Genomic DNA, 21,854 nt, shown 5'->3' with positions numbered 1-21,854 from the left:
GGAGCTGCTCATGGATGTTTTCTGGTTCCTGCCGACCCACGGCGACGGCCATTACCTGGGCACCACCCAAGGCGCGCGCCCGGTCACCCTGAATTATCTGAAACAAGTGGCGCAAGCCGCCGACAGCCTCGGCTATCACGGCGTGCTGATTCCTACCGGGCGCTCCTGCGAAGACTCGTGGGTGATCGCTTCGGCGCTGGTGCCGTTGACCGAACGTCTGCGTTATCTGGTGGCGATCCGTCCGGGAATCATTTCGCCAACCGTTTCGGCCCGTATGGCGGCGACACTCGATCGACTGTCCAACGGTCGTCTGCTGATCAACGTGGTGACCGGCGGCGATCCTGACGAAAACCGTGGCGACGGCAGCTTCCTCAGTCACAGCGAACGCTACGAAGTCACCGACGAATTCCTCAAGATCTGGCGCCGGGTGTTGCAAGGCGAATCGGTGGATTTCGAAGGCAAGCACCTCAAAGTACAGAACGCCAAGGCCCTCTATCCACCGGCACAAAAACCTTATCCGCCGCTGTATTTCGGCGGCTCGTCCGACGCGGCGCACGACCTGGCCGCCGAGCAGGTGGACGTATACCTGACCTGGGGCGAACCACCCGCCGCCGTCGCCGAAAAACTTGCCGATGTGCGTGAACGCGCCGCTCGGCATGGGCGCAAGGTGAAGTTCGGTATTCGCCTGCACGTGATTGTTCGCGAGACCGCCGAAGAGGCGTGGAAGGCTGCGGACAAATTGATCGAACACATCAGCGACGAGACCATCGAGGCGGCGCAAAAGTCCTTCTCGCGCTTCGATTCCGAGGGTCAGCGGCGCATGGCGGCGTTGCACGATGGTCGTCGCGACAACCTGGAAATCGCCCCCAATCTTTGGGCCGGCGTGGGTCTGGTACGCGGCGGTGCCGGTACGGCGCTGGTGGGCGATCCGCAGCAAGTGGCGGCGCGGATCAAGGAGTACGCCGACCTCGGTATCGAGAGTTTTATCTTCTCCGGCTATCCGCATCTGGAAGAAGCGTACCGCTTTGCCGAACTGGTGTTCCCGCTGTTGCCCGAGCCGTACGCAAGTCTGGCCGGACGCGGCGTGACCAACCTCACCGGGCCGTTTGGCGAAATGATTGCCAACGATGTGTTGCCCGGCCAAGCCAAGGCCTGAAAACGCCCATTGTAGGAGTGAGCCTGCTCGCGAAAGCGGTGGATCTGCGACGGTGATGTCGACTGTGCTGACCACATCGCGAGCAGGCTCACTCCTACAGAGGATTGCATCGATTTTGAGGAACACCGTGTGACCGCCAAACCACAAAGCACCCTGCTCTCCCCGCTGCAGACTGCCCGCCAACTGGCTGCCGAATTCGCCTTGACCGCCGTCGAGCGTGACGAGCGCGGCGGCACGCCGAAGGCCGAACGCGATGCCCTGCGCGACAGCGGCCTGCTGGCCCTGAGCATTCCCACCCGTTACGGCGGGCTCGGCGCGACATGGAGCGAAACCCTGCAGATCGTGCGCGAGTTCGCCAAGGTCGACAGTTCCATCGCCCACGTCTTCGGCTTTCATCACCTGATGCTCGCCACCGTGCGTCTGTTCTCGCGGCCCGAACAATGGCAGCCGTGGTTCGAACAGACCGCGCGACAGAACTGGTTCTGGGGCAACGCCCTCAACCCGCTCGACACCCGCACCGTGGTCAAGGATTTCGGCGGTTGGCGCGAGTTTTCCGGGAAGAAAAGCTTCTGTTCCGGCGCCAGCGATTCACAAATGCTGATCGCCTCGGCCGTCGACGAAAGTGCCGGCGGCAAATTGCTGATCGCGGCGATCCCCAGCGGTCGCAGCGGCATCACGCTGCACGACGACTGGAACAACATCGGCCAGCGCCAGACTGACAGTGGCAGCGCCACGTTCGAACGGGTGCGGGTCGAAGAATCCGAGCTGCTGCTTGATCCCGGCCCGTTGAGCACACCGTTCGCCTGCCTGCGTCCGCTGATTGCGCAATTGACCTTCACCCATATGTTTCTCGGGATCGCCGAAGGTGCCTTTGAAGAAGCCCGGCAATACACCCTGAGCGAAACCCGTCTCTGGCACAAATCCGTAGCCCGCAATGTGCGTGAAGACCCTTACGTGCTCGCGCATTACGGCGAGTTCTGGGTCGCGCTGGAAGGCATTCGCCTGCTGGTCGAACGGGCCGCCGCGCTGCTCGACGAGGCCTGGGCCAAAGGCCCGAACCTGACCGCAGAGGAACGTGGACATCTGGCCACGGCGATTGCCACCGCCAAGGTCGCCGCCAGTCGTCAGGGGCTGGAGATTTGCAGCCGCTTGTTCGAAGTCACTGGCGCGCGTTCGACCCACGCCTCGCTGCGCCTCGACCGGCACTGGCGCAACCTGCGCACGCAGACCCTGCACGACCCGCTCGATTACAAACTTCATGAGCTGGGCGACTGGGCGCTGAATCAGGCGCTGCCGGTGCCGACGTTCTATTCCTGATCTTGCCTTTAATGGAGCGAGTCCCATGCAACTGCTGACCCTTCCGCCCTCACCCGCTCTGGCGACGTCGATCCGCGCCACCGCGCAGGTCTTCGAAGACCCCAAGTCCCAGGCCCTGCTCGCGCATCTGCAACAGGTCGCGCCGAGCGAAGCCAGCGTGCTGATCATTGGCGAGACCGGCACCGGCAAGGAGCTGGTGGCGCGGCATATCCACAATCTGAGCCACCGCCGGCATCGGCCGTTTGTCGCGGTCAACTGCGGTGCGTTCTCCGAATCGCTGGTGGAAGCCGAGCTGTTCGGCCATGAAAAAGGCGCCTTCACTGGCGCCCTCAGCGCCAAGGCCGGGTGGTTCGAAGAGGCGGATGGCGGCACCTTGTTCCTCGACGAAATCGGTGATTTGCCGATGGCGATTCAGGTCAAGTTGCTGCGGGTGTTGCAGGAGCGCGAAGTGGTGCGCCTCGGCTCGCGCAAAAGCATTCCGATCAATGTGCGCGTGCTGGCCGCGACCAACGTGCAACTGGAGAAAGCGATCAATGCCGGCAACTTCCGCGAAGACCTGTTCTACCGATTGAACGTGGTCAATTTGGAACTCAGTCCGTTGCGCGAGCGGCCCGGTGACATCCTGCCGCTGACCCGGCATTTCATCGAGGCCTACAGCCAGCGCCTGGGTTACGGACGGGTCAGCATCAGCCCCGGCGCCGAACAGAAACTGCGCAGCTACAGTTGGCCGGGCAATATTCGCGAACTGGAAAACGTCATCCATCACACCCTGTTGATCTGCCGCAACGGCGTGATCGAACGCGACGATTTGCGCCTGTCGAACCTGCGCATCGAGCGCCCGGACGATCAGCAGTCGAACGCCGACGATTCACCGGAAGCGTTGCTGGAGCGGGCCTTTCAAAAGCTCTTCGAACAACAGGCCGGCGCCCTCCACGAAAAAGTCGAAGACGCCCTGCTGCGCGCCGCCTATCGCTTCTGCCATTACAACCAGGTGCATACCGCCGCGCTGCTCGGTCTGAGCCGCAACGTCACCCGCACACGGCTGATCAAGATCGGCGAACTGGCGGTGAACAAGCGGCGACTCACGGAGAACCTGCACGGTGAACGCCTGATCCAGTTGTCGATCTAGCCCACCAGATTGCAGTGCAGCGCATCGTCATGACTGCGGGCGATGCTGCTCAACACCTGGAACGAATTGAAGGTCACGGTTTTCGCCTGATGGGCGCGGATCAGCTGCCAGAAATCCTGCTCGCCGCTTTCATAGCGACAGAACGCCGCCTCTCCTGCCTCACGGCTCTGCCATTGCAGCAAGCTCAGCACCCGCCGACCGTCGTCGCTGACCTGGACGCTGGCGCTGACGAAGCCTGCGTAGCGCTGCGCCAGATGTTCGCTCTGCTGCGACAGCGCCGAGACCAATGCCGGTTGCTGGCGCGGCTCGATCTCGAATTCGATCAACTGGGTAAAACTGCGATTTTTCGCTGAAGTTTGCATGAGAAGTCCCCACTCATCGTAAGACGAGTCTTGCGACTCGAAGACCTGCAGGGTAAAACCTCTAGTTAAGTCAAGGTCAAGAGTCATTTTGCAAAATGATCACCAAGGAAAACCTGCACAAGCAACTCACCGTGGGCGAAGTCGCAGCGCGCAGCGGTGTCGCGGTGACTGCCCTGCACTTTTATGAATCGAAAGGCCTGATCAAGAGCCAGCGCAATGCCGGCAATCAGCGGCGCTATCCACGGGAAGTCTTGCGTCGAGTGGCGTTGATCAAGGTCGCGCAACGCCTGGGCATTCCGCTGGCAGAAATCGGCGAGGCGCTGAAAATCCTCCCGGACGACCGTGCCCCGACGGCGGCGGACTGGAAAGTCCTGTCCGAACAATGGCGTCGGGAGCTGGATGAGCGGATCAATCAACTGACGTTGTTGCGCGACCGGCTCACCGGTTGCATCGGTTGCGGCTGCCTGTCGATGGAGGCCTGCCCGTTGCGCAACCAGGGCGATGTGCTCGGTGAGCAGGGGCCGGGAGCGCATTTTCCGGACTGACGGCTCGTCGGGGAAAAATGCTGGCCGCGCAGACAGTTCTATAGTGAATCCTCCACAAATCCGGTGGAGTTCCACTCCGAAAACAAAGAACAGGGAGAACGTCATGAGCGTCAAACCCATTCCCGAGGGGTATCACAGCATTACCCCGTACCTCGGCATCCTCAAGGCCGCCGAGGCCATCGAGTTTTACAAAAAAGCCTTTGGTGCGACCCAGGTCATGCGCCTGGACATGCCCGACGGGCGCATCGGCCACGCCGAACTACGGATTGGCGATAGCGCGATCATGCTTGGTACACCGTGCGATCAAGGACCGTTGAGCGGCCCGGACAACGCGGTGTCGGTCGGTCTGCATCTGTATGTCACCGATGTCGACAAGTCCTTTCAGCGAGCGCTGGATGCCGGGGCGAGTGCGGTGTCCGAGGTCAAGGATCAGTTTTATGGTGATCGCAGCGGCACGCTGAAGGATCCCTATGGACACGTGTGGTTTCTCGCCACGCGCAAGGAGGATCTGACCGAGGAGCAGATCAAGCAGCGGGCGATGGAGATGTTCAGTCAGGGTTGAGATTTTCAGGGGCCGGGCTGGCCTCTTCGCGGGCAAGCCCGCTCCCACAGGGATCTCTGGTGTTTATACAATGGGTGTCACACAGAAAAACACTGCGGGAGCGGGCTTGCCCGCGAAGGGGCCGGCACTGCCGACACACATCACACTTCATGAACCACCACACCACGCTTCAACCCTTGCCCCGAATGCCGAACACTTTCAGGATGCATCCCACCCGCACCTGAACAAGGATCAGCCCGATGTTTGCCGGATTCGTCAAAGACCAGCGCCACGTCAACGGCGTCGACATCGCCTATCGCCTCGGCGGCAGCGGCCCGGGGCTGTTGCTGTTGCACGGGCACCCGCAGACCCACGTGATCTGGCATAAGATCGCGGAACAACTGGCCGAGCATTTCACCGTGGTCGCCGCCGACCTGCGCGGTTATGGCGACAGCGCCCGACCGGCTGCCAATGAACAACACCGCAACTATTCAAAACGCGAAATGGCCCGAGATAACGTCGCGTTGATGCAGGCGCTGGGGTTCGAACAGTTTTCGATTCTGGCCCACGACCGTGGCGCGCGGGTTGCCCATCGCCTGGCCCTCGACCACCGCGCTGCGGTGCAGCGGATGATGCTGCTGGACATCGCCCCGACCCTGGCGATGTACACGCAGACCAACGAAGCGTTCGCCCGCGCCTATTGGCACTGGTTCTTCCTGATCCGCCCGGCGCCGTTGCCGGAAACCCTGATCGAAGCCGATCCCGAAGCCTATCTGCGCAGTGTGATGGGCAGCCGCAGCGCCGGACTGGCGCCGTTCACCGAGCACGCGTTCGGCGAATACCTGCGCTGCCTGCAACGTCCCGGCAGCGCCCGGGGCATCTGCGAGGACTACCGCGCCAGCGCCAGCATCGATCTGGAACATGATCGTGCCGACATCGCCGCCGGCAATCAGCTTGAACTGCCGCTACGCGTATTGTGGGGCGCCGAAGGTACGGTCGGGCGTTGTTTCGATCCGCTCAAGGAATGGCAGCAAGTGGCAACGAGGGTCAGCGGCAAGGCGCTGCCGGGCGGGCATTATCTGGCCGAAGAAGTGCCAGAACTGCTGCTCGCCGAGGCGCTGGATTTCCTGCGCTGAACCGAGCCGTTCATCGCCGATGCTATGCTGGCGGCTTGTGCCGCCAGTGCTCGCTCCCACATGTCCCAGAACAAAGACCCCGTGCCCCTGCCCGAAGACTTGCGCGTGCTGCTGACCGTGATCCGCAAGAACGGTTTCGCCGCTGCCGCCGATGAGTTGGGGCTGTCCCCGGCCTACGTCAGCAAACGCATCCAGATTCTCGAATCGACCCTCGGCACCCGCCTGCTGCACCGCACCAGTCGCCGGGTGTCGCTGACCGAGGACGGCGAGCGGGTGCAGCGCTGGGCCTTGCGCATCCTCGATGATTTCCAGCAACTGCACGACGACCTCGCCGACGCCCACGACAGCCCGCGCGGGCGTTTGCACATCTGCAGCAGTTTCGGCTTCGGTCGCAACCATGTGGCGCCTGCGGTTTCGCGGCTGGCCGAACGGCACCCGCAATTGCAGATTCGCCTGGACCTGTTCGACCGCGCAGTGGACATCGTCAACGAGGGTTTCGATCTGGAAATCCGCGTCGGCGACGACCTGCCCGGCCAGCACATCGGCCGGCAACTGGTGAGCAACCGCCGTGTGCTGTGCGCCGCACCCGAATACCTTGAGCGCCGAGGCACCCCGCAGACTCTGGACGATCTGCAACAACACGACTGCCTGGTGATCAAGGAGCGCGACAACGCCTTCGGCGTCTGGAATCTGGACCGCAACGGCACGCAGGAAAGCGTGCGGGTCAGTGGGCCGTTGTCTTCCAACCACGGCGAGATTGTCCTGCAATGGGCGCTCGACGGACGCGGCGTGTTGCTGCGTTCATTGTGGGATGTAAAACCGTTGCTGGAACAGGGCCGACTGGTGCCGGTGCTGACTGATTACAACCAGAGCGCCAATGTCTGGGCGGTGTACCCGACGCGGCTGGCCAACTCCGGCAAGCTGCGGGCGTGTGTGGAGTTTTTGCAGGGGCATTTCAAGGATCTTTCTCTCTAGCCAAACACCACAAAACCCTGTGGGAGCGAGCCTGCTCGCGAAGGCGTCGGGTCAGACAATTGAGTGCTGACTGACACGACGCCATCGCGAGCAGGCTCACTCCTACAGAGGGCTAGTTGGGTGTCAGGCCAGCCATGGGTTGGCGGCCAGGTGTTCGCGCTCGAACGCCTCGATCTGCTCACGCCGCTGCAAGGTACTGCCAATCGCATCCAGCCCCAGCAACAGCGCAGTCTTGCGCAAGCCATCAATCTGGAAATCAATCACTTCACCGTCCGCCAGTCGAATCTGCTGCGCCTCTAGATCGACATTGATCTGCGCCGTGTCGGGCTGGCTCACCAGTCGGCCAATGCGCTGCACTTGAGCCTCATCCAGAGTGATCAGCAACACGCCGTTGCGCTGGCAGTTGTCGTAGAAGATCCCGGCAAAACTGCTGCCGATCAGCGCGCGAATGCCCATTTGCTGCAACCCCCACACCGCATGTTCGCGACTGGAACCGCAGCCGAAATTCGGCCCGACCACCAGAAAGTTCGCGCCCTGCCAGGCCGGCTGGTTCAACACGAATTCAGGGTTGGGCGTACCGTCGGCAAGAAAACGCATATCGAAAAACAGCCCACGATCCAGACCCTGACGGTCGATACCCTTGAGAAACTGCTTGGGCATGATCACGTCGGTGTCGACGTTGGCCGCGAGCATTGGCGCAGCCTGACCGCTGACCTGAGTAAAGGGTTGCAGGCTCATGGGCGTTCTCCGAAGTGGCGGATGTCGGTCAGGTGGCCGTTGATCGCCGCGGCGGCGACCATGGCCGGGCTCATCAGGTGCGTACGCGCCCCCGCGCCCTGCCGGCCTTCGAAATTGCGGTTGGTGCTCGAGGCGCAGCGGTCGCCGGGGGCCAGCACGTCATCGTTCATCGCCAGGCACATCGAGCAGCCGGACTGGCGCCATTCAAACCCGGCGTCAATGAAGATCTGCGCCAGCCCTTCGGCTTCGGCCTGGGCGCGGACCTCACTGGAGCCGGGCACGATCATCGCCCGCACATGCCCGGCCACCCGCCGCCCGTGCACGACGCTGGCGGCGTCACGTAAATCTTCGATCCGCGCGTTGGTGCAGGAGCCGATGAAAGCGTGACTGATGACAATATCGCGCAGCGCCATTCCCGCCTCCAGGCCCATGTATTGAAGGGCGCGGCGCATGTCCTGACGCAGGATCGGATCGTCGATAGTCTGCGGGTCCGGCACCCGTGCACCAATCGCCGCCGCCTGATCGGGGCTGGTGCCCCAGGTGACCATCGGCTCCAGCAGGCTGGCGTCGAGGTACACTTCGCGGTCGAACACGGCGCCGGAATCGCTGCGCAATTCACGCCATTTTTCCACGCCGCGCGCCCAGAGCTCGCCTTGTGGCGCGCGCGGTTTGCCGTTGAGATAAGCAAAGACTTTTTCGTCCGGCGCCATGAACGCGCCGCGCGCGCCCGCCTCGACCGCCATGTTGCAAATGGTCATGCGTGCTTCGACGCTCAGCGCATCAATGGTCGAACCCGAGAACTCGATCGCATAACCCGTGGCCCCCGACGCACCGATCCTGCCGATCAGCGCCATGATCACGTCCTTGGAGGTGAGCCCCGGCGCCAGTTCGCCATCCACCGTCACGCGCATACTTTTCAGGCGCTTGTAGACCAGCGTCTGCGAGGCCAGCAGATGCTCGATCTCCGAGGTGCCGATGCCAAACCCGAACGCCCCCAGCGCACCGTACGTGGTGGTGTGGCTGTCGCCGGCGGCGATGACCATGCCCGGCAGGATGAAACCCTGCTCCGGGGCGATCACATGCTCGATACCTTGGCGCTTGTCGAGAATATCCAGCAGTTCGATGCCGAAGTCCCGGCAGTTTTCCGCCAGATACGACACCTGCCGCGCACCGCCCGCATCAGGCATCGCCGCCACCCGTTTGGGGGTGGTCGGATTGACATGATCGACCACCGCCAGCGCCGTGGCCGGCCGCCAGACCTTGCGCCCGGCAGCGCGCAGACCGCTGAACGCCTGTGGACTGGTGTATTCGTTGATCACCTGACGGTCGATATACAGCAGCACATGGCCTTGGTCGTCGAGGCGGCACACGGTGTGCGAATCGATGTGTTTGTCGTAGAGGGTTCTGGGGTTCATCAGGGTGCTCACTCAGGGAAATCCGGTGCTCTCCATCATAGGGAGCGCCGACCGGCCATCAATTGCCTGACAGTGAGTGCGGCATTCATGAATCGTGTTTGATCGGCTGATCACCAAACACCCCCTGTAGGAGCGGGCTTGCTCGCGAAAGCGTCCTCTCAGTCGACATCCTTATTGAATGAACCACCGCATTCGCGAGCAAGCCCGCTCCCACAGGGGGGGTGGTGGCGTCTGGGCGGAAGTGCGAAACATTTACTTTCATATCGTCTTTCGGGATTTGTCCGGCTCATCCGTCCTATAGAGATGCAGGCCGTTCGCGTAGGCAACAGCCACGACCGCGCCTTTTACGGAGAACCATGCTGCGAAGCCCGTAGCAGAGGCTCCTCTCACCGAATCAAGACGCGCAATCATGTCAAAGAAATCCCGCTCGAAACTGTGGTTCCTGGTGCATAGCTGGCTCGCGTTGCCGATCTGGTTTTTTGTCCTGATCGTCTGTGTCACTGGCACGCTGGCGGTGGTCAGCCAGGAAATCGTCTGGCTGGCCAACCCGCAGATGCGCGCCAGCCCGCCGTCGGACGACGCGCCGCTGCTCAGTTACGACCAGGTACTGGCGGCGATCAAACAAGCCGAGCCGCAGACCCTGGTACAAAGCATCAGCCGTCCCGATGAGTCGCACTTTGCCCTGGACGTCGAAGTCAGCTACCCGGACGGTCGCTCGCTGACGGTCTATGTCAATCCGTACACCGGAGTCATTCAGGGCACCGCCCCCAGCTTCGACTTCAAGGCGTTCACCCGCGCTCTGCACGGCTGGTGGCTGGTGCCGTTCACCAACGGTTTCAGTTGGGGCTGGTATCTGGTGTCGTTTCTTGGCGTGCCGATGCTGGTGTCGTTGATCACCGGGTTGGTGGTCTACAAAAAATTCTGGAAAGGTTTTCTGCGCCCGACCCTGCGCATACGCCACGGCGCGCGGATCTTCTGGGGCGACTTCCACCGACTGTGTGGCATCTGGTCGATCTGGTTCATCGCGGTGATCTCCATCACCGGCATCTGGTTCCTGATCCGCGCGATCCTGTTCGATAACCAGATCTCCATTTCCAGTGAGCCGATCATTCCCGCCATGTCCCGGGAGAGCGTGCCGATTTCGGCCGCCGGCACACCACCGCCGCGTATCAGCCTGGACCGCGCCGTCGAGATCGCCCAGGAGAAGATTCCGGGGCTGGAGGCCAGTTTCGTCAGCCTTCCAGGTAACGCCTACAGCCACATGAGCGTCGGCGGTCGCGGCTGGTATCCGCTGATGTTCCAGACCGCAACGCTCAATCCGTACAACGGCGACATCGCCGCGTCCCGCCTGCTGTCCGATCGCTCCTCGCTGGAGTTTGTCACCGAGTCGATGCGACCGCTGCACACGGGTGATTTCGGCGGTATCTGGATCAAGTTGATCTGGTTCTTCTTCGGCCTGCTGCTGAGCATGATGGTCCTCAGCGGCTTGCTGATCTGGACCAAGCGCACGGCGCTGGCCACCGCCAATGCGCTGAAGCGCGAGGAAAAGAAAAACCGCATCCAGGCACAACCGGCCCGTACCCGTGTGCCTTCGGAGGTGAGCCTGTGAGCAAGTCCGGCACGATCACACCGCCCTCCCGACTGGCCCGTTTCTGGCACAAATGGCGCTTTCACCTCAATGTCCTGCTCCTGCTGATCCCGCTGGGCTTCATGCCCAAGTACTTCGCCGACGCTTCGCTGTTTCGCGGCGACAGCGGTTTGGGTCAACGGGAGATTGGCAACATCCAGGTCGGCCCGTGGAGCCTGCGACTGGCCGAATTGCGCAACGAAGCACCGACTCTCACCGGACCGGCCGGCTATATGAAGGATTTCAGCGCCGCCCTGTGCGATGCCTGTATCGAACAGGTCAAGGCTACCTACCTGCGCATCGGCAAGCCGCGCAGCCTGCGCGCCGCTGGCACTATCTTTTTCGGTACGCCGTACCGCATGGGCACACAAATGCCGATTCCGGAAAAGACCCGTCCCGACGCCGAACTGTGGATCACCATGGAAGGCTGGGACGGCAGCATGCATCAGGCCTCGATTCCCCTGAGCCAGGCCTCCCCCGCGACCCTCGCCTGGCTGAACCAACAAGGAGCCAAACCATGAACTGCGTTCAACGCCCTTCCCGTCTGCGGGTGCGCGCCGCGTTGCTGATGCTGTGCGCAGGTTTCAGCGCCGGCGCCCTGGCCCATAACCCGATGTGCGAATGCAAAGCCGTCGACGCCGAGCAGATCAAATGCACCGGCGGCTTTTCCGATGGCAGCGGCGCACCGGGGGTGACCCTGGACGTGATCGGTTACGACGAAACCATTCTGGTGCCGGGCAAGCTTGGCGCCGATTCGAGCCTGACCTTCAAGAAACCGGCGGCCGAGTTTTATGTGCTGTTCGACGCCGGCCCCGGGCACGTCGTGGAAATCGACCAAGCCGACATCGAGGCCCCATGAGCACGCCCACCACCCAAGTCGTACGTCCGGCCGGCGCCGGGCATGAAACCCTTAATGTTCTGCTGTTGTGTTTGCTGATCCTTGCCGTCGCCGGATCAGTGGTGGCATGGCGCGGGGTGTCCCATGAGCCGGAGCCGGTTTCCAGCCATCAACTCGATGCACGGCGCGACCTGAGTGCCGCCGAGCAAGGCATCTATGCCGACCTGCGGGTGACCCTCGACGAGATCCGCCTGCTGCGTGAAGAGCAGCAAAGCCTGCCGACCCCGCAAAATCTGGCCGAGGAAGGTTTCGCCCCGTTCGCTCAGGACGCCAGCTCGGTCAGCCGTGGCGGCCATGCCTGGCAGTTACTGGCGGACAGCGCCTATTTCGGCCACAGCCAGTCGCCCGCCGTCGCCGGTTCGTTCGTGATGTTGCTGAGCGCCGACGCCAGTGCCGCGCCGGACATCTGGCTTAACCGCGAGGCCGATCTGCAAACGCCTGCCGAGCTGACCGACGCTGCGCTGTCCGCCGCCGGCTGGAAGCAGATCGTCGCGCAGTTCGATGCCGGCGTGACCCGCGAACATCGCCACTGAACCTTCGCCTTCACCCGAGAGAAGACCGCTTGCCCATGCTTATTTCACTGACTCGCCGTCCCCTCCTGCGCACTCTGCTGATAGGCCTGTGCGCGTGCCTGCTGAGCCCACTGGCCAGTGCCGAACCCGGCAAACGCCTGCGCATCGGCATCACCCTGCACCCGTATTACAGCTATGTGGCGAATATCGTCGGCGACAAGGCCGATGTGGTGCCGCTGATTCCCGCCGGTTTCAACCCGCACGCCTATGAGCCGCGCGCCGAAGACATCAAGCGCATCAGCGGCCTGGATGTGATCGTGCTCAACGGTGTCGGCCACGACGACTTCGCCGACCGCATGATCGCCGCCAGCGAAACGCCGAACATCAAGACCATCGAAGCCAACGAAAACGTGCCGCTGCTGGCCGCCACCGGTACCGCTGCGCGCGGCGCCGGCAAAGTGGTCAACCCGCACACGTTCCTGTCGATCAGTGCCTCGATTGCCCAGGTCAACAACATCGCCCGCGAACTGGGCAAACTCGACCCGGACAACGCCAAGACCTACACCCAGAACGCCCGCGCCTACGGCAAACGCCTGCGGCAGATGCGCGCCGATGCGCTGGCCAAACTGACCCAGGCGCCCAACGCCGAACTGCGCGTGGCCACGGTGCATGCGGCCTACGACTATCTGCTGCGCGAATTCGGCCTGGAAGTGACGGCCGTGGTCGAGCCGGCCCACGGCATCGAACCCAGCCCGAGCCAGTTGAAAAAGACCATCGACCAACTGCGCGAACTCGACGTCAAGGTGATCTTCTCCGAGATGGATTTCCCCTCCACCTACGTCGAAACCATCCAGCGTGAGTCCGGGGTGAAGCTGTATCCGCTGTCGCACATTTCCTACGGCGAATACACCGCCGACAAGTACGAAAAGGAAATGACCGGCAACCTCGACACCGTGGTGCGGGCGATTCAGGAGTCCGGGGCATGACGGCAAAAGAAACCCTCTCTGACACCCCGCCATCCCCTGTGGGAGCGGGCTTGCTCGCGAAGGCGCCGGGTCAGCCAACATCTTTATCGAATGACACACCGCATTCGCGAGCAAGCCCGCTCCCACAAGGGGTAAATGGGCCGACTCTGGATTTTGCGGAAATCTCTCTGACACTCGGGCGCACCACGATTCTCGACAACGTCACCTTCCAGGTCCAACCCGGCCACGTGCACGCGCTGGTCGGCCCCAACGGCGGCGGCAAGAGTTCGCTGATCAAGACCCTGCTCGGGCAGATGCCGCACCAGGGTCAACTGAGCCTGCACTGGCCCGGCCAGCCCGGCACCATCGGTTATGTGCCGCAGGCGCTGGAATTCGATCGCGGCCTGCCGATGACCGTCGACGATTTCATGGCCGCCATGTGCCAGCGCCGGCCGGCGTTTCTCGGCTTGAGCAAGCACTACGCCAATGCCATCGGCGAGGCGCTGGAACGGGTCGGCATGCAGGACAAACGCAAGCGGCGCATGGGCGCGTTGTCCGGTGGCGAACGGCAGCGCGTGTTGCTCGCACAAGGCTTGATCCCGGCCCCGCAATTGCTGGTGCTGGATGAGCCGATGTCTGCCCTCGACGAAGCCGGGATCCAGGTGTTCGAACGCCTGCTCGGCGACTGGCGCGCGGCCGGCATCACCGTGCTGTGGATCGAGCACGATCTGGAAGCGGTCAAGCGTCTGGCCGACCGGGTCACCGGTCTCAACCGCCGCGTGCTGTTCGACGCTACGCCGCAACAGGCGCTGACTCCGGAACGCCTGTTGAGTCTGTTTTCCACCCATCCACGGAGCGCGGTCTGATGAGTTACGAAGCCTTTCGTTTGATGGTTCAGGGCTGGGCGTCGTCCGGTTACCTGCCGGAGGCGCTGGCCTACGGATTTGTGGTCAACGCGCTGCTTGCCGGCCTGTTGATCGGCCCGGTGCTCGGCGGCCTCGGCACGCTGGTGGTGGTCAAGCGCTTTGCGTTTTTCTCCGAAGCAGTCGGGCACGCGGCGCTGACCGGCGTGGCCATCGGCATTCTGCTTGGCGAACCCTACACCGGGCCGTACGGCAGCCTGTTCGGTTACTGCCTGCTGTTCGGCATCCTGCTCAACTACCTGCGCAACCGCACCGGCCTGGCGCCGGACACCCTGATCGGCGTGTTTCTCTCGGTGTCGCTGGCCCTCGGCGCGAGCCTGCTGTTGATTCTGGCCGGCAAGATCAACGTGCACATTCTGGAGAACGTGCTGTTCGGTTCAGTGCTTACCGTCAACGGCAACGATCTGCTGGTGCTGGCCATCGTCGGTTCGCTGGTCATGGCGCTGGCGCTGCCGTTGTACAACCGGATCATGCTCGCCAGTTTCAACCCGCAACTGGCGGCGGTGCGCGGCGTGGCGGTGAAGACTCTGGATTACCTGTTCGTGATTCTGGTGACGCTGATCACCGTCGCGGCGGTGAAGGTCATCGGCGCGATTCTGGTCGGCGCGTTGCTGGTGATTCCGGCGGCGGCAGCGCGGTTACTGAGCCAGTCGCTCAAGGGCTTCTTCTGGTGTTCGGTGCTGATTGCCACCGTCAGCACGCTATGCGGGATTCTCGCGCCGATCGTCTTCGATCTGCCGATCCCCTCCGGCGCCGCGATCATCCTGGTCGCCGGCATTGCCTTCGCCCTCGCCGCCATTGCGCGCGGGGTCGTCCCGAGTCTGAAAGGGAACCTTGGATACTGCGAAAACTGACCCTGGCCATGGCCCTGTGCGGCGTGGTCGGCAGCCCGCCGATGGCGGCTGAAAACCCTGAACCGCTGCGCGTGCTGGCCTCGTTGCCCATCACTTACGGTCTGGGCGAAGTGCTGCTCAAGGGCACTGACGTCAGCCTCGAGCGCGCAGCTCCGGCGAATCTGCCGGGCAGCCGTCAGACCGCATACTTCACCGGTCGCGGCGCTCCGGCGCTGGGCAAACTGGCGAGCAATGCCGACGCGGTGATCGGCGTGCGCTCGCTGTGGGCCGATGATCCGCTGTACCCGATCGCGCGGCGCAGCAACATTCGCATTGTCGAAGTCGATGCGGCACGTCCGGTCGACGGCGCCCTGCCGGGGATTGCCGTGCAGCCGGGGCTGAAGGTCGATGGTTTGAACAGTCAGCCATGGCTGGCGAGCAACAACATGGGACGGATGGCCGATGTGATCGCGGCGGATCTGGTGCGTCTGGCGCCGTCCGCCAAGCCGAAGATCGAGGCCAATCTGGCGGCGCTGAAACAGCGCCTGCTCAAGCTCAGCGCCGACAGCGAAGCGCGCCTGGCCGAGGCTGAAAACCTGAGCGTGATGAGCCTCAGCGATCACTTCGGTTACCTGATCGGCAGCCTGAATCTGGAGCTGATCGGTCAGGACGCACGAGCAGATGCCGAGTGGACAGCCGAAGATCTGAAGAAACTCACGGCGACGCTGAAGGACAACGACGTGGCGCTTGTGCTGCATCATCGCCAGCCATCGGAGGCAGTGAAAGCAGCAATTGCCGCCTCGGGGAGTCATCTGCTGGTGTTGAGTACCGACGCGGCGGATCCGGTGGCGGAGCTGGAGGGGAATGTGGATTTGTTACTCAAGGGGTTGAGCGGGGCGTAGTTTCAGTAATACCGCGTTATCGTTCTTCGCGAGCAAGCCCGCTCCCACAGGGGAGTTGTGCGCACCACAGATCCAATGTGGGAGCGGGCTTGCTCGCGAAGAGGCCCGCCAGAACAACACCATTGCCAGGAATGAAAAAACCCGCTGCCTGTCACCAGTCCAGCGGGTTTGTTTTTGGCGGATAAATTACTGAGCCGCCGCCTGCCCTTCCATCTTCTGACGCAGGCTCAGCGGACGCATGTCGGTCCAGACTTCTTCAATGTAGGCCAGGCATTCCTTCTTCAGGCCGCTCTTGCCCACGGTGCGCCAGCCTTCCGGCACGGCTTTGTAATCCGGCCAGATCGAGTATTGCTCTTCGTGGTTGACCACGACCTGAAAGAGGATGTCCTCGCGGTCGAATACTGACGTCATGCTGGTTCTCCATCGGTGTAAGGGTAGGCTGCACCTGGGGTGCAGCCGGGTATGTAGATAGAACGTTCGGCGCTGCGAAAAATTTACTCGGCGGCGGCGGCGGCGGCCAAGGCGCGGCCGAAGATCTCGGCGACGCGGTCGATTTCGGCGGCGGTGATCACCAGCGGCGGCAGGAAGCGCACCACCGCGCCATGCCGGCCGCCCAGCTCCAGAATCAGCCCACGCTTGAGGCATTCACGCTGCACCAGCGGTGCCAGGCGCGCGAACGCCGGCGGATGACCGAGGGCATCCGGCGCGCCGTTCGGGTCAACCAGCTCAACGCCCAGCATCAAGCCACGACCGCGAATATCGCCCAGTTGCGGGAAGTCGCGTTGCAGGATCCGCAGATGTTCGCTCAGACGCTCGCCCATGGCGGCGGCGTGTTCGCAGACCTTGTGTTCGAGCAGATAACGCATCACCGCCGAACCGGCCGCCATCGCCAACTGGTTGCCACGGAACGTGCCGGCGTGGGCGCCCGGCTGCCAGGTGTCGAGCCAGTCACGATAGACCACCACCGCGAGCGGCAGGCTGCCGCCGATGGCTTTGGACAACACCACCACGTCCGGGACAATGCCGGCGTGTTCGAAGGCAAACATCTTGCCGGTACGGGCGAAACCGCTCTGGATCTCATCGACGATCAGCGCCACGCCAGCCTTTTCGGTGATCCGGCGCAAGCCACGCAGCCACTCGATATCGGCCGGGATCACCCCGCCCTCACCCTGCACCGCTTCGACGATCACCGCCGCCGGCAACTGCACGCCGGCCTCAGGATCGTTGAGCAGATTTTCCAAATAACTCAGGTTGGCTTTGACCCCGGCCGCGCCGCCGAGGCCGAACGGACAGCGGTAGTCATAGGGAAACGGCATGAACTGCACGCCGTTGCTGAGCAAGGCACCCAATGGTTTCTTCGGCCCCAGGCTGCCCATCAGGCTCAGCGCCCCCTGGCTCATGCCGTGATAACCGCCGGAGAACGACAGCACGGTGCTGCGCCCGGTGGCGGTGCGCACCAGTTTCAACGCGGCTTCCACCGCATCGGTGCCGGTCGGGCCGCAGAACTGGATTTTCGCCTCGGCCGCCAATGCCGGCGGCAGTAGCCCGAACAGGTCCTGGACGAACTGATCCTTGACCGGTGTGGTCAGGTCGAGGGTGTGCAGCGGCAGTTCATCGGCCAGCACCTGCTGAATCGCCTCGATCACCACCGGGTGGTTGTGCCCCAGCGCGAGGGTGCCGGCACCGGCCAGGCAATCGATGAACGTACGGCCCTCAACATCTTCGACATACAGGCCCTTGGCACGTTTGAGCGCCAGCGGAATGCGCCGCGGATAGCTGCGGGCATTGGATTCCTGCTGACTCTGCCGGGCCAGCAGTGGCGATTCGTTGAACTGATACAGGGTTTCGGCCGGCGCGGAGGTGATCCGGGCCGACGACTCTTCGATAAGGCTGGTGGCGACTGACATCTCTCGACCCCTCAATACGCTATGGATAGTGACCAAAACAGCACACCGCACAGGTGCGCGTTCCGGTCGCGGGGCGCACATGCAGGTTTTCCTGTTCTGGAAACGCTTAAGCGGGGCGAGGATTTAGACCCCGGATCGAGTTGTCAGTCGGGCACCGCCAATGGCTTGTGCATTGCAACCCGGTGCAAGCCCTGATCGGTTAAGGCCGGCGCCGTCTCGCGGTACCCCAGATGCCGATAAAAAGCCGCGCCGATACGGGTGCTGAAAACGCTCACCTGTGGCACGCCACGAATCCGCAGCCAACCTTCAAGATCAGTCATCAGGGCGCGCCCTGCACCACGGCGAAACCATTCCGGCTGCACATGGCAAAAGCCGATGTCACCGCTGCCCGCCGCCATGCCGACGCCCACCGGCTTGTCCTGCAGCAAGGCGATGTTCAAATAGAAATGCGGATCGGCAAGGTGCGCACTGATGACGTCGGCGGACTGTAGGTCAATCCAGCGGCTGAGCAGTTGCGGGTCGTTGCGGTGGTCGAGCGCACAACCGACGCGGATCGAACGCTCGATGATGCGGCTGATAAGGCCGGCGTCGGCCGGCCTGGCCGGGCAAATGCAGATCGGTGCTTCCATGGCGCGTTCCCTCAATCCATTGAGTCAGAGCAGCCCGACCTTAACGCCGGGGCCGGCGAATCACCAATGCAGAGACGTTACATTTGATGTGCCACAGCACAAATCCCAATTGTGGGAGCGGGCTTGCTCGCGAAGGCGGCGTGCCAGTCAGCAACCTATCGACTGACCGGACGCCTTCGCGAGCAAGCCCGCTCCCACAGGGGATTTTCGGTGGTTCAGGCAGGTTGCAGCGGCATCGTCAGTTCCACCCGCAAGCCATCCGGGCGGCTGTCGAAATGCAGGGAGCAAGCGCAGCGCTGGACGATGGCTTGCACGATGGCCAGGCCGAGGCCGCAGCCGGTGCTCTGGCCGTTGCGCCAGAAACGTTGGGTCAGGTGCTGCAAATCATCAGCGGCGATACCCGGCCCATGGTCGCGCACTACAAAGCGTGCGCGCTGGCCGACGGTTTCCAGACTCAATTCCACGCTAGCGTCCGCCGGGGTATGGCGCAGGGCGTTGTCGAGCAGATTGCGCAGCGCGGCAATCGACAGCACCGCCGGCATTTGCACCGGCGCACTGGAGAGCTGCTTGGGCAATTGCAGCTTGATGCGTTGACGCTCACCGCCGGCCGCATCCTGCATCGCCAGTTTCGCCACCTGCTCGGCGCTGCACTGCACACCGTCGTCGAACGACAGACTGCCCTCGACCCGCGCCAGCAAGAGCAATTGCTCCAGCGTGCGGTGCATGCGGTCGGCGCCCTCCTCGGCCCGCGCCAGCGACTGATCGCGGGCACTGCCTTCGGTCATGCGCGCCACCTGCAGGTGCGTCTTGATCGCCGTCAGCGGGCTGCGCAGTTCGTGGGCGGCGTCACCGGTCAGGCGGCGTTCACGCTCGATGGTCTTGCCGATGCGCTGGAACAGCTGGTTCTGCGTATCGAGCAAGGGTTTCAGTTCGCTGGGGAACGACTGCAACTGCAACGGCTCAAGCGAGTCGGCATTCCGTCGCATCAAGGCTTCGCGCAGTCGATTGAGCGGCGCCAGGCCCTGGCCGATGCCCAGCCACAACAGGCACAGACAACCGAGCAACGCTACGCCGACCGGCACCGAGGCTGCCAGCAGGATCGACATGTTCAGGGCTTCGCGTTCGATCTGCCGATCGGCGGTGGTGATCCGCACATCGCCCCGCGCGAGAGTGAAACTGCGCCACGGCGCGCCGTCGATCATCTGGTCGTGGAAGCCCATTTTTTCCGCTTCCAGGGTTTGCTCGGGGCTACTGTGGCTGCGGGCCAGAATCTCTCCGCGCAGCGAACTGACCTGACAGGCCATGCCGCCGGGAATGTTCAATTGTTCGGCACTGAAATGGGTGCCCTCGCCCTTGCTCGGCAGCGCCGGCAATTGCTCCAGCAACCCGGCGACCATGCGCGCCGAGGCTACCAGACGCTGGTCGAGGGAAAACATCATCTGATTGCGCAAGTCGCTGAGCATCCAGGCCGCGGCCAGCGCCCAGATCAGGGCGAAGGCGGCGCCGAGGGTCAGACTCAGGCGCAGACGCAGACTCATCACTTCTGTTGTTCTCCACCATCGGCCGGCCCGAGGCGATAACCCAGACCGCGCACGGTTTCGACAATACCCTTGCCGAGCTTGCTGCGCAGGTGATGGATGTGCACGTTCAGCGCATTACTTTCCAGCTCGTCATTGAAGCCATAGACGCTGTCCTTCAACTGCTCGGTGGACAGCACCCGGCCACGGTTGTGCAACAGCGCCTGCAACAGCGATTGCTCGCGACGCGACAATTCCACCGGTTTTCCGGCCAGCGTAGTTTCACGGCTGCTCGGATCGTAGGTCAGCGCACCGTGTTCAATCAGGTTGACGCTGCGTCCGGCGACCCGGCGCAACAGGGTTTGCAGACGGGCGAACAGCTCCCGCAAATCGAACGGTTTGAGCAGGTAATCGTCAGCCCCGGCCTGCAGGCCATCGACGCGATCGGTCACCGAGTCGCGCGCGGTCAGGATCAGCACCGGAATTTCCAGACCCTGCTGACGCAATTGTTGCAGCAACTTGAGGCCATCTTCGTCAGGCAGGCCGAGATCGAGCACCATCACGTCGAATTCGGCGACCTTGAGCATCGCCCGTGCTTTCGAGGCGGTGTTGACGTGCTCGACCGTCAGGCCCTGCGCCGTGAGACCGGCCACGATACCGCTGGCGATCAGTTCATCGTCTTCACAAACCAGTACGTGCATGGGGGCTCCATGAGCAAAAACGCCATTCAAGCAGCCGAAGATTAAGCCGCAGTTATGCCAAGTGTACCGTTTAACGAGAGAAACGCTGCGTAGCCGCCCCACCACCGCAGTACGTCAGGTAAAGAGTCAGGTCATCTACCTGCGTTCCAATCTGATCGACAACCGCCAGGCGCAACTTTCAAATTGAAACATACCGGGCATATTAAAAATCAAGCTGTGCAACTAACATCGACTGCACACGATTAACAACAACGCTTTCTTCAACAACCATTAAAGGACTAAACATGTCTCGATTAGGAAAGGCCGTCGCTGTTGACTGGCGCTCAGGCAAAGACCAGATTTACTTCTTTTTCACGCACTACAACATATACTCGCGCTTCAGCCTGGCAGAAAACAAAGTACCTGAAAAATATCCTTTGGAGGTATCCGGGAATTGGGATGACTTTCATGACGCCTATCAGTTGCGGTTTGGTTTTACGACCACTGGACTCGACACTGACAGGATAGACGGAGACTTCCTGTGGCTATTTCATTATGGAGAGGATCGACTCACTCCCTATGTCACCAAATATGATCAGGACGATGAACGCTGCATCAGCACGGTTCCAGTTCAGGAATCACGCTGGCATAAACTTGTGCCTTACTTCGACCGGATCATTGCAGGAACGTGGTGGCAAACCATACCGGGCCGAGCACAGTTGTTCCGTTTCCTGATGGACAACGGCAAGGCGCTCAGGCTTGATTTTGGTTATGAGACACTTGTCGAAGAAACCATTAATGATGAAACATGGCCTGGGTTGGCCCAATATCAGGACCGAATCATGACGGGTGCGCAAAACGATCGTACGCTGGCGGACAGTTACTGGTATCTGTTCTTGGACAAGGATGAATACATCCGCTACAACATTCAGGAAAATCAGGTTGAGTCCGATCCCATCCAGATTGACGACGAATCCTGGCCAGGACTGCTGCGCGGCTGAAAACACTTTTTTCAAGTGAATGATTGTTGGCGATTAAGCATCGATTAATCGCCAACAATACTACGCACCTTGTCCCTACCCGCCAGAACAGTCAAACCCGCAATCATATTAATAAGCTTTATCAAGCGAAGTTGAGCCATTGGCAA

General features: G+C 62.1%; 24 protein-coding genes and 1 pseudogene. 17 read left to right on the top strand and 8 right to left on the bottom strand.

Annotation, left to right across the window (positions count from 1 at the left end):
* Window positions 1-10 precede the first annotated feature (10 nt).
* The 3 genes from ssuD (at window position 11) to M0814_RS10280 (ending at window position 3,602) form a co-directional block, all read left to right on the top strand.
* The gene (gene ssuD / locus M0814_RS10290) at window positions 11-1,156 is read left to right on the top strand and encodes an FMNH2-dependent alkanesulfonate monooxygenase (RefSeq protein WP_103486593.1); all 1,146 of its coding nucleotides are present in this window, start codon (window positions 11-13) and stop codon (window positions 1,154-1,156) included.
* Between the two features lie 129 nt (window positions 1,157-1,285).
* A complete protein-coding gene (locus M0814_RS10285) occupies window positions 1,286-2,473 on the top strand; it encodes an acyl-CoA dehydrogenase family protein (protein ID WP_103486592.1) in 1,188 nt (395 codons plus the stop codon).
* A 25-nt stretch (window positions 2,474-2,498) separates the two neighbouring features.
* A complete protein-coding gene (locus tag M0814_RS10280) occupies window positions 2,499-3,602 on the top strand; it encodes a sigma-54 dependent transcriptional regulator (RefSeq protein WP_103486591.1) in 1,104 nt (367 codons plus the stop codon).
* Here M0814_RS10280 and M0814_RS10275 read toward each other — a convergent pair.
* On the bottom strand, window positions 3,599-3,964 hold the full coding sequence (locus M0814_RS10275; protein WP_003226650.1) for an antibiotic biosynthesis monooxygenase: 366 nt from the start codon (window positions 3,962-3,964) through the stop codon (window positions 3,599-3,601). The two genes, M0814_RS10280 and M0814_RS10275, sit on opposite strands and share 4 nt — an antisense overlap.
* A 95-nt stretch (window positions 3,965-4,059) precedes the next feature.
* Between M0814_RS10275 and soxR the strand changes: the two genes are divergently transcribed.
* The 4 genes from soxR (at window position 4,060) to M0814_RS10255 (ending at window position 7,161) form a co-directional block, all read left to right on the top strand.
* Window positions 4,060-4,509 carry a redox-sensitive transcriptional activator SoxR gene (gene soxR, locus M0814_RS10270; protein ID WP_003226652.1) on the top strand — a complete coding sequence of 150 codons (450 nt, stop codon included), beginning with the start codon at window positions 4,060-4,062 and terminating at the stop codon, window positions 4,507-4,509.
* A gap of 103 nt (window positions 4,510-4,612) precedes the next feature.
* Window positions 4,613-5,071, top strand: a complete 459-nt coding sequence (locus M0814_RS10265; RefSeq protein WP_003226653.1) for a VOC family protein — start codon at window positions 4,613-4,615, stop codon at window positions 5,069-5,071.
* 239 nt (window positions 5,072-5,310) lie between these two features.
* Window positions 5,311-6,186, top strand: coding sequence for an alpha/beta fold hydrolase (locus M0814_RS10260; RefSeq protein ID WP_103483783.1), 876 nt, complete (start codon window positions 5,311-5,313; stop codon window positions 6,184-6,186).
* Between the two features lie 24 nt (window positions 6,187-6,210).
* The gene (locus tag M0814_RS10255) at window positions 6,211-7,161 is read left to right on the top strand and encodes a LysR substrate-binding domain-containing protein (protein WP_103483784.1); all 951 of its coding nucleotides are present in this window, start codon (window positions 6,211-6,213) and stop codon (window positions 7,159-7,161) included.
* 123 nt (window positions 7,162-7,284) lie between these two features.
* On the opposite strand, the gene leuD is transcribed toward M0814_RS10255, so the two are convergent.
* Window positions 7,285-7,899 (bottom strand): 3-isopropylmalate dehydratase small subunit, encoded by a 615-nt coding sequence (leuD, locus tag M0814_RS10250; protein WP_103483785.1) that lies wholly within the window; start codon window positions 7,897-7,899, stop codon window positions 7,285-7,287.
* Window positions 7,896-9,314: a 3-isopropylmalate dehydratase large subunit gene (gene leuC / locus M0814_RS10245; protein WP_103483786.1), complete on the bottom strand. Its 1,419-nt coding sequence runs from the start codon at window positions 9,312-9,314 to the stop codon at window positions 7,896-7,898. The genes leuD and leuC overlap by 4 nt, the downstream gene beginning before the upstream one ends.
* Before the next feature lie 138 nt (window positions 9,315-9,452).
* Between leuC and M0814_RS10240 the strand changes: the two are divergent.
* The 9 genes and pseudogenes from M0814_RS10240 to M0814_RS10200 all read left to right on the top strand — a co-directional run.
* Window positions 9,453-9,530, top strand: a pseudogene (locus M0814_RS10240) (DUF4381 domain-containing protein); the annotation flags it as partial.
* A 193-nt stretch (window positions 9,531-9,723) separates the two neighbouring features.
* Entirely contained in the window at window positions 9,724-10,923 is a 1,200-nt protein-coding gene (locus tag M0814_RS10235) for a PepSY domain-containing protein (protein WP_103483787.1), read from the top strand.
* On the top strand, window positions 10,920-11,462 hold the full coding sequence (locus M0814_RS10230; RefSeq protein ID WP_103483788.1) for a thiamine pyrophosphate-binding protein: 543 nt from the start codon (window positions 10,920-10,922) through the stop codon (window positions 11,460-11,462). Before M0814_RS10235 ends, M0814_RS10230 begins: the two co-directional genes overlap by 4 nt.
* Complete coding sequence (locus M0814_RS10225; RefSeq protein ID WP_103483789.1) at window positions 11,459-11,800, top strand: hypothetical protein; 342 nt, start codon at window positions 11,459-11,461, stop codon at window positions 11,798-11,800. The genes M0814_RS10230 and M0814_RS10225 overlap by 4 nt, the downstream gene beginning before the upstream one ends.
* On the top strand, window positions 11,797-12,372 hold the full coding sequence (locus tag M0814_RS10220; protein WP_103483790.1) for a DUF6162 family protein: 576 nt from the start codon (window positions 11,797-11,799) through the stop codon (window positions 12,370-12,372). The genes M0814_RS10225 and M0814_RS10220 overlap by 4 nt, the downstream gene beginning before the upstream one ends.
* A 35-nt stretch (window positions 12,373-12,407) precedes the next feature.
* Window positions 12,408-13,337, top strand: a complete 930-nt coding sequence (locus M0814_RS10215) for a metal ABC transporter substrate-binding protein (protein WP_103483791.1) — start codon at window positions 12,408-12,410, stop codon at window positions 13,335-13,337.
* Complete coding sequence (locus tag M0814_RS10210; RefSeq protein WP_103483792.1) at window positions 13,334-14,182, top strand: metal ABC transporter ATP-binding protein; 849 nt, start codon at window positions 13,334-13,336, stop codon at window positions 14,180-14,182. Before M0814_RS10215 ends, M0814_RS10210 begins: the two co-directional genes overlap by 4 nt.
* Window positions 14,182-15,093: a metal ABC transporter permease gene (locus M0814_RS10205; RefSeq protein ID WP_103483793.1), complete on the top strand. Its 912-nt coding sequence runs from the start codon at window positions 14,182-14,184 to the stop codon at window positions 15,091-15,093. Before M0814_RS10210 ends, M0814_RS10205 begins: the two co-directional genes overlap by 1 nt.
* Before the next feature lie 8 nt (window positions 15,094-15,101).
* Window positions 15,102-15,974 (top strand): zinc ABC transporter substrate-binding protein, encoded by an 873-nt coding sequence (locus M0814_RS10200; protein ID WP_103483794.1) that lies wholly within the window; start codon window positions 15,102-15,104, stop codon window positions 15,972-15,974.
* 186 nt (window positions 15,975-16,160) lie between these two features.
* Here the strand turns inward: M0814_RS10200 and M0814_RS10195 are convergent, their stop codons facing one another.
* The 5 genes from M0814_RS10195 to M0814_RS10175 form a co-directional block, all read right to left on the bottom strand.
* A complete protein-coding gene (locus tag M0814_RS10195) occupies window positions 16,161-16,385 on the bottom strand; it encodes an MbtH family protein (RefSeq protein ID WP_003226665.1) in 225 nt (74 codons plus the stop codon).
* Between the two features lie 83 nt (window positions 16,386-16,468).
* Entirely contained in the window at window positions 16,469-17,881 is a 1,413-nt protein-coding gene (locus tag M0814_RS10190; protein ID WP_103483795.1) for an aspartate aminotransferase family protein, read from the bottom strand.
* 143 nt (window positions 17,882-18,024) lie between these two features.
* Complete coding sequence (locus tag M0814_RS10185; RefSeq protein ID WP_103483796.1) at window positions 18,025-18,510, bottom strand: GNAT family N-acetyltransferase; 486 nt, start codon at window positions 18,508-18,510, stop codon at window positions 18,025-18,027.
* A gap of 215 nt (window positions 18,511-18,725) precedes the next feature.
* Window positions 18,726-20,048, bottom strand: a complete 1,323-nt coding sequence (locus M0814_RS10180; protein ID WP_003226668.1) for an ATP-binding protein — start codon at window positions 20,046-20,048, stop codon at window positions 18,726-18,728.
* Entirely contained in the window at window positions 20,048-20,728 is a 681-nt protein-coding gene (locus M0814_RS10175) for a response regulator (RefSeq protein WP_003226669.1), read from the bottom strand. The genes M0814_RS10180 and M0814_RS10175 overlap by 1 nt, the downstream gene beginning before the upstream one ends.
* A gap of 284 nt (window positions 20,729-21,012) precedes the next feature.
* On the opposite strand from M0814_RS10175, the gene M0814_RS10170 reads away from it, so the two are divergent.
* On the top strand, window positions 21,013-21,708 hold the full coding sequence (locus M0814_RS10170; protein ID WP_103483797.1) for a hypothetical protein: 696 nt from the start codon (window positions 21,013-21,015) through the stop codon (window positions 21,706-21,708).
* The last annotated feature ends 146 nt before the right edge of the window (window positions 21,709-21,854 follow it).

This window comes from Pseudomonas sp. MWU12-2020, assembly GCF_023100605.1.
GTDB lineage: Bacteria > Pseudomonadota > Gammaproteobacteria > Pseudomonadales > Pseudomonadaceae > Aquipseudomonas > Aquipseudomonas fluorescens_H.
Note: the sequence above shows the minus strand (reverse complement) of the source record. Positions and strands in the feature narration are given on the sequence as shown.

Coding starts and splice junctions, on each gene's coding strand:
- ssuD (WP_103486593.1), top strand. CDS start 11: ATGGATGTTTTCTGGTTCCTGCCGACCCACGGCGACGGCCATTACCTG.
- M0814_RS10280 (WP_103486591.1), top strand. CDS start 2,499: ATGCAACTGCTGACCCTTCCGCCCTCACCCGCTCTGGCGACGTCGATC.
- M0814_RS10275 (WP_003226650.1), bottom strand. CDS start 3,964: ATGCAAACTTCAGCGAAAAATCGCAGTTTTACCCAGTTGATCGAATTC.
- soxR (WP_003226652.1), top strand. CDS start 4,060: ATGATCACCAAGGAAAACCTGCACAAGCAACTCACCGTGGGCGAAGTC.
- M0814_RS10265 (WP_003226653.1), top strand. CDS start 4,613: ATGAGCGTCAAACCCATTCCCGAGGGGTATCACAGCATTACCCCGTAC.
- M0814_RS10260 (WP_103483783.1), top strand. CDS start 5,311: ATGTTTGCCGGATTCGTCAAAGACCAGCGCCACGTCAACGGCGTCGAC.
- M0814_RS10255 (WP_103483784.1), top strand. CDS start 6,211: ATGCTGGCGGCTTGTGCCGCCAGTGCTCGCTCCCACATGTCCCAGAAC.
- leuD (WP_103483785.1), bottom strand. CDS start 7,899: ATGAGCCTGCAACCCTTTACTCAGGTCAGCGGTCAGGCTGCGCCAATG.
- leuC (WP_103483786.1), bottom strand. CDS start 9,314: ATGAACCCCAGAACCCTCTACGACAAACACATCGATTCGCACACCGTG.
- M0814_RS10235 (WP_103483787.1), top strand. CDS start 9,724: ATGTCAAAGAAATCCCGCTCGAAACTGTGGTTCCTGGTGCATAGCTGG.
- M0814_RS10225 (WP_103483789.1), top strand. CDS start 11,459: ATGAACTGCGTTCAACGCCCTTCCCGTCTGCGGGTGCGCGCCGCGTTG.
- M0814_RS10220 (WP_103483790.1), top strand. CDS start 11,797: ATGAGCACGCCCACCACCCAAGTCGTACGTCCGGCCGGCGCCGGGCAT.
- M0814_RS10215 (WP_103483791.1), top strand. CDS start 12,408: ATGCTTATTTCACTGACTCGCCGTCCCCTCCTGCGCACTCTGCTGATA.
- M0814_RS10210 (WP_103483792.1), top strand. CDS start 13,334: ATGACGGCAAAAGAAACCCTCTCTGACACCCCGCCATCCCCTGTGGGA.
- M0814_RS10205 (WP_103483793.1), top strand. CDS start 14,182: ATGAGTTACGAAGCCTTTCGTTTGATGGTTCAGGGCTGGGCGTCGTCC.
- M0814_RS10200 (WP_103483794.1), top strand. CDS start 15,102: ATGGCCCTGTGCGGCGTGGTCGGCAGCCCGCCGATGGCGGCTGAAAAC.
- M0814_RS10195 (WP_003226665.1), bottom strand. CDS start 16,385: ATGACGTCAGTATTCGACCGCGAGGACATCCTCTTTCAGGTCGTGGTC.
- M0814_RS10190 (WP_103483795.1), bottom strand. CDS start 17,881: ATGTCAGTCGCCACCAGCCTTATCGAAGAGTCGTCGGCCCGGATCACC.
- M0814_RS10185 (WP_103483796.1), bottom strand. CDS start 18,510: ATGGAAGCACCGATCTGCATTTGCCCGGCCAGGCCGGCCGACGCCGGC.
- M0814_RS10180 (WP_003226668.1), bottom strand. CDS start 20,048: ATGAGTCTGCGTCTGCGCCTGAGTCTGACCCTCGGCGCCGCCTTCGCC.
- M0814_RS10175 (WP_003226669.1), bottom strand. CDS start 20,728: ATGCACGTACTGGTTTGTGAAGACGATGAACTGATCGCCAGCGGTATC.
- M0814_RS10170 (WP_103483797.1), top strand. CDS start 21,013: ATGTCTCGATTAGGAAAGGCCGTCGCTGTTGACTGGCGCTCAGGCAAA.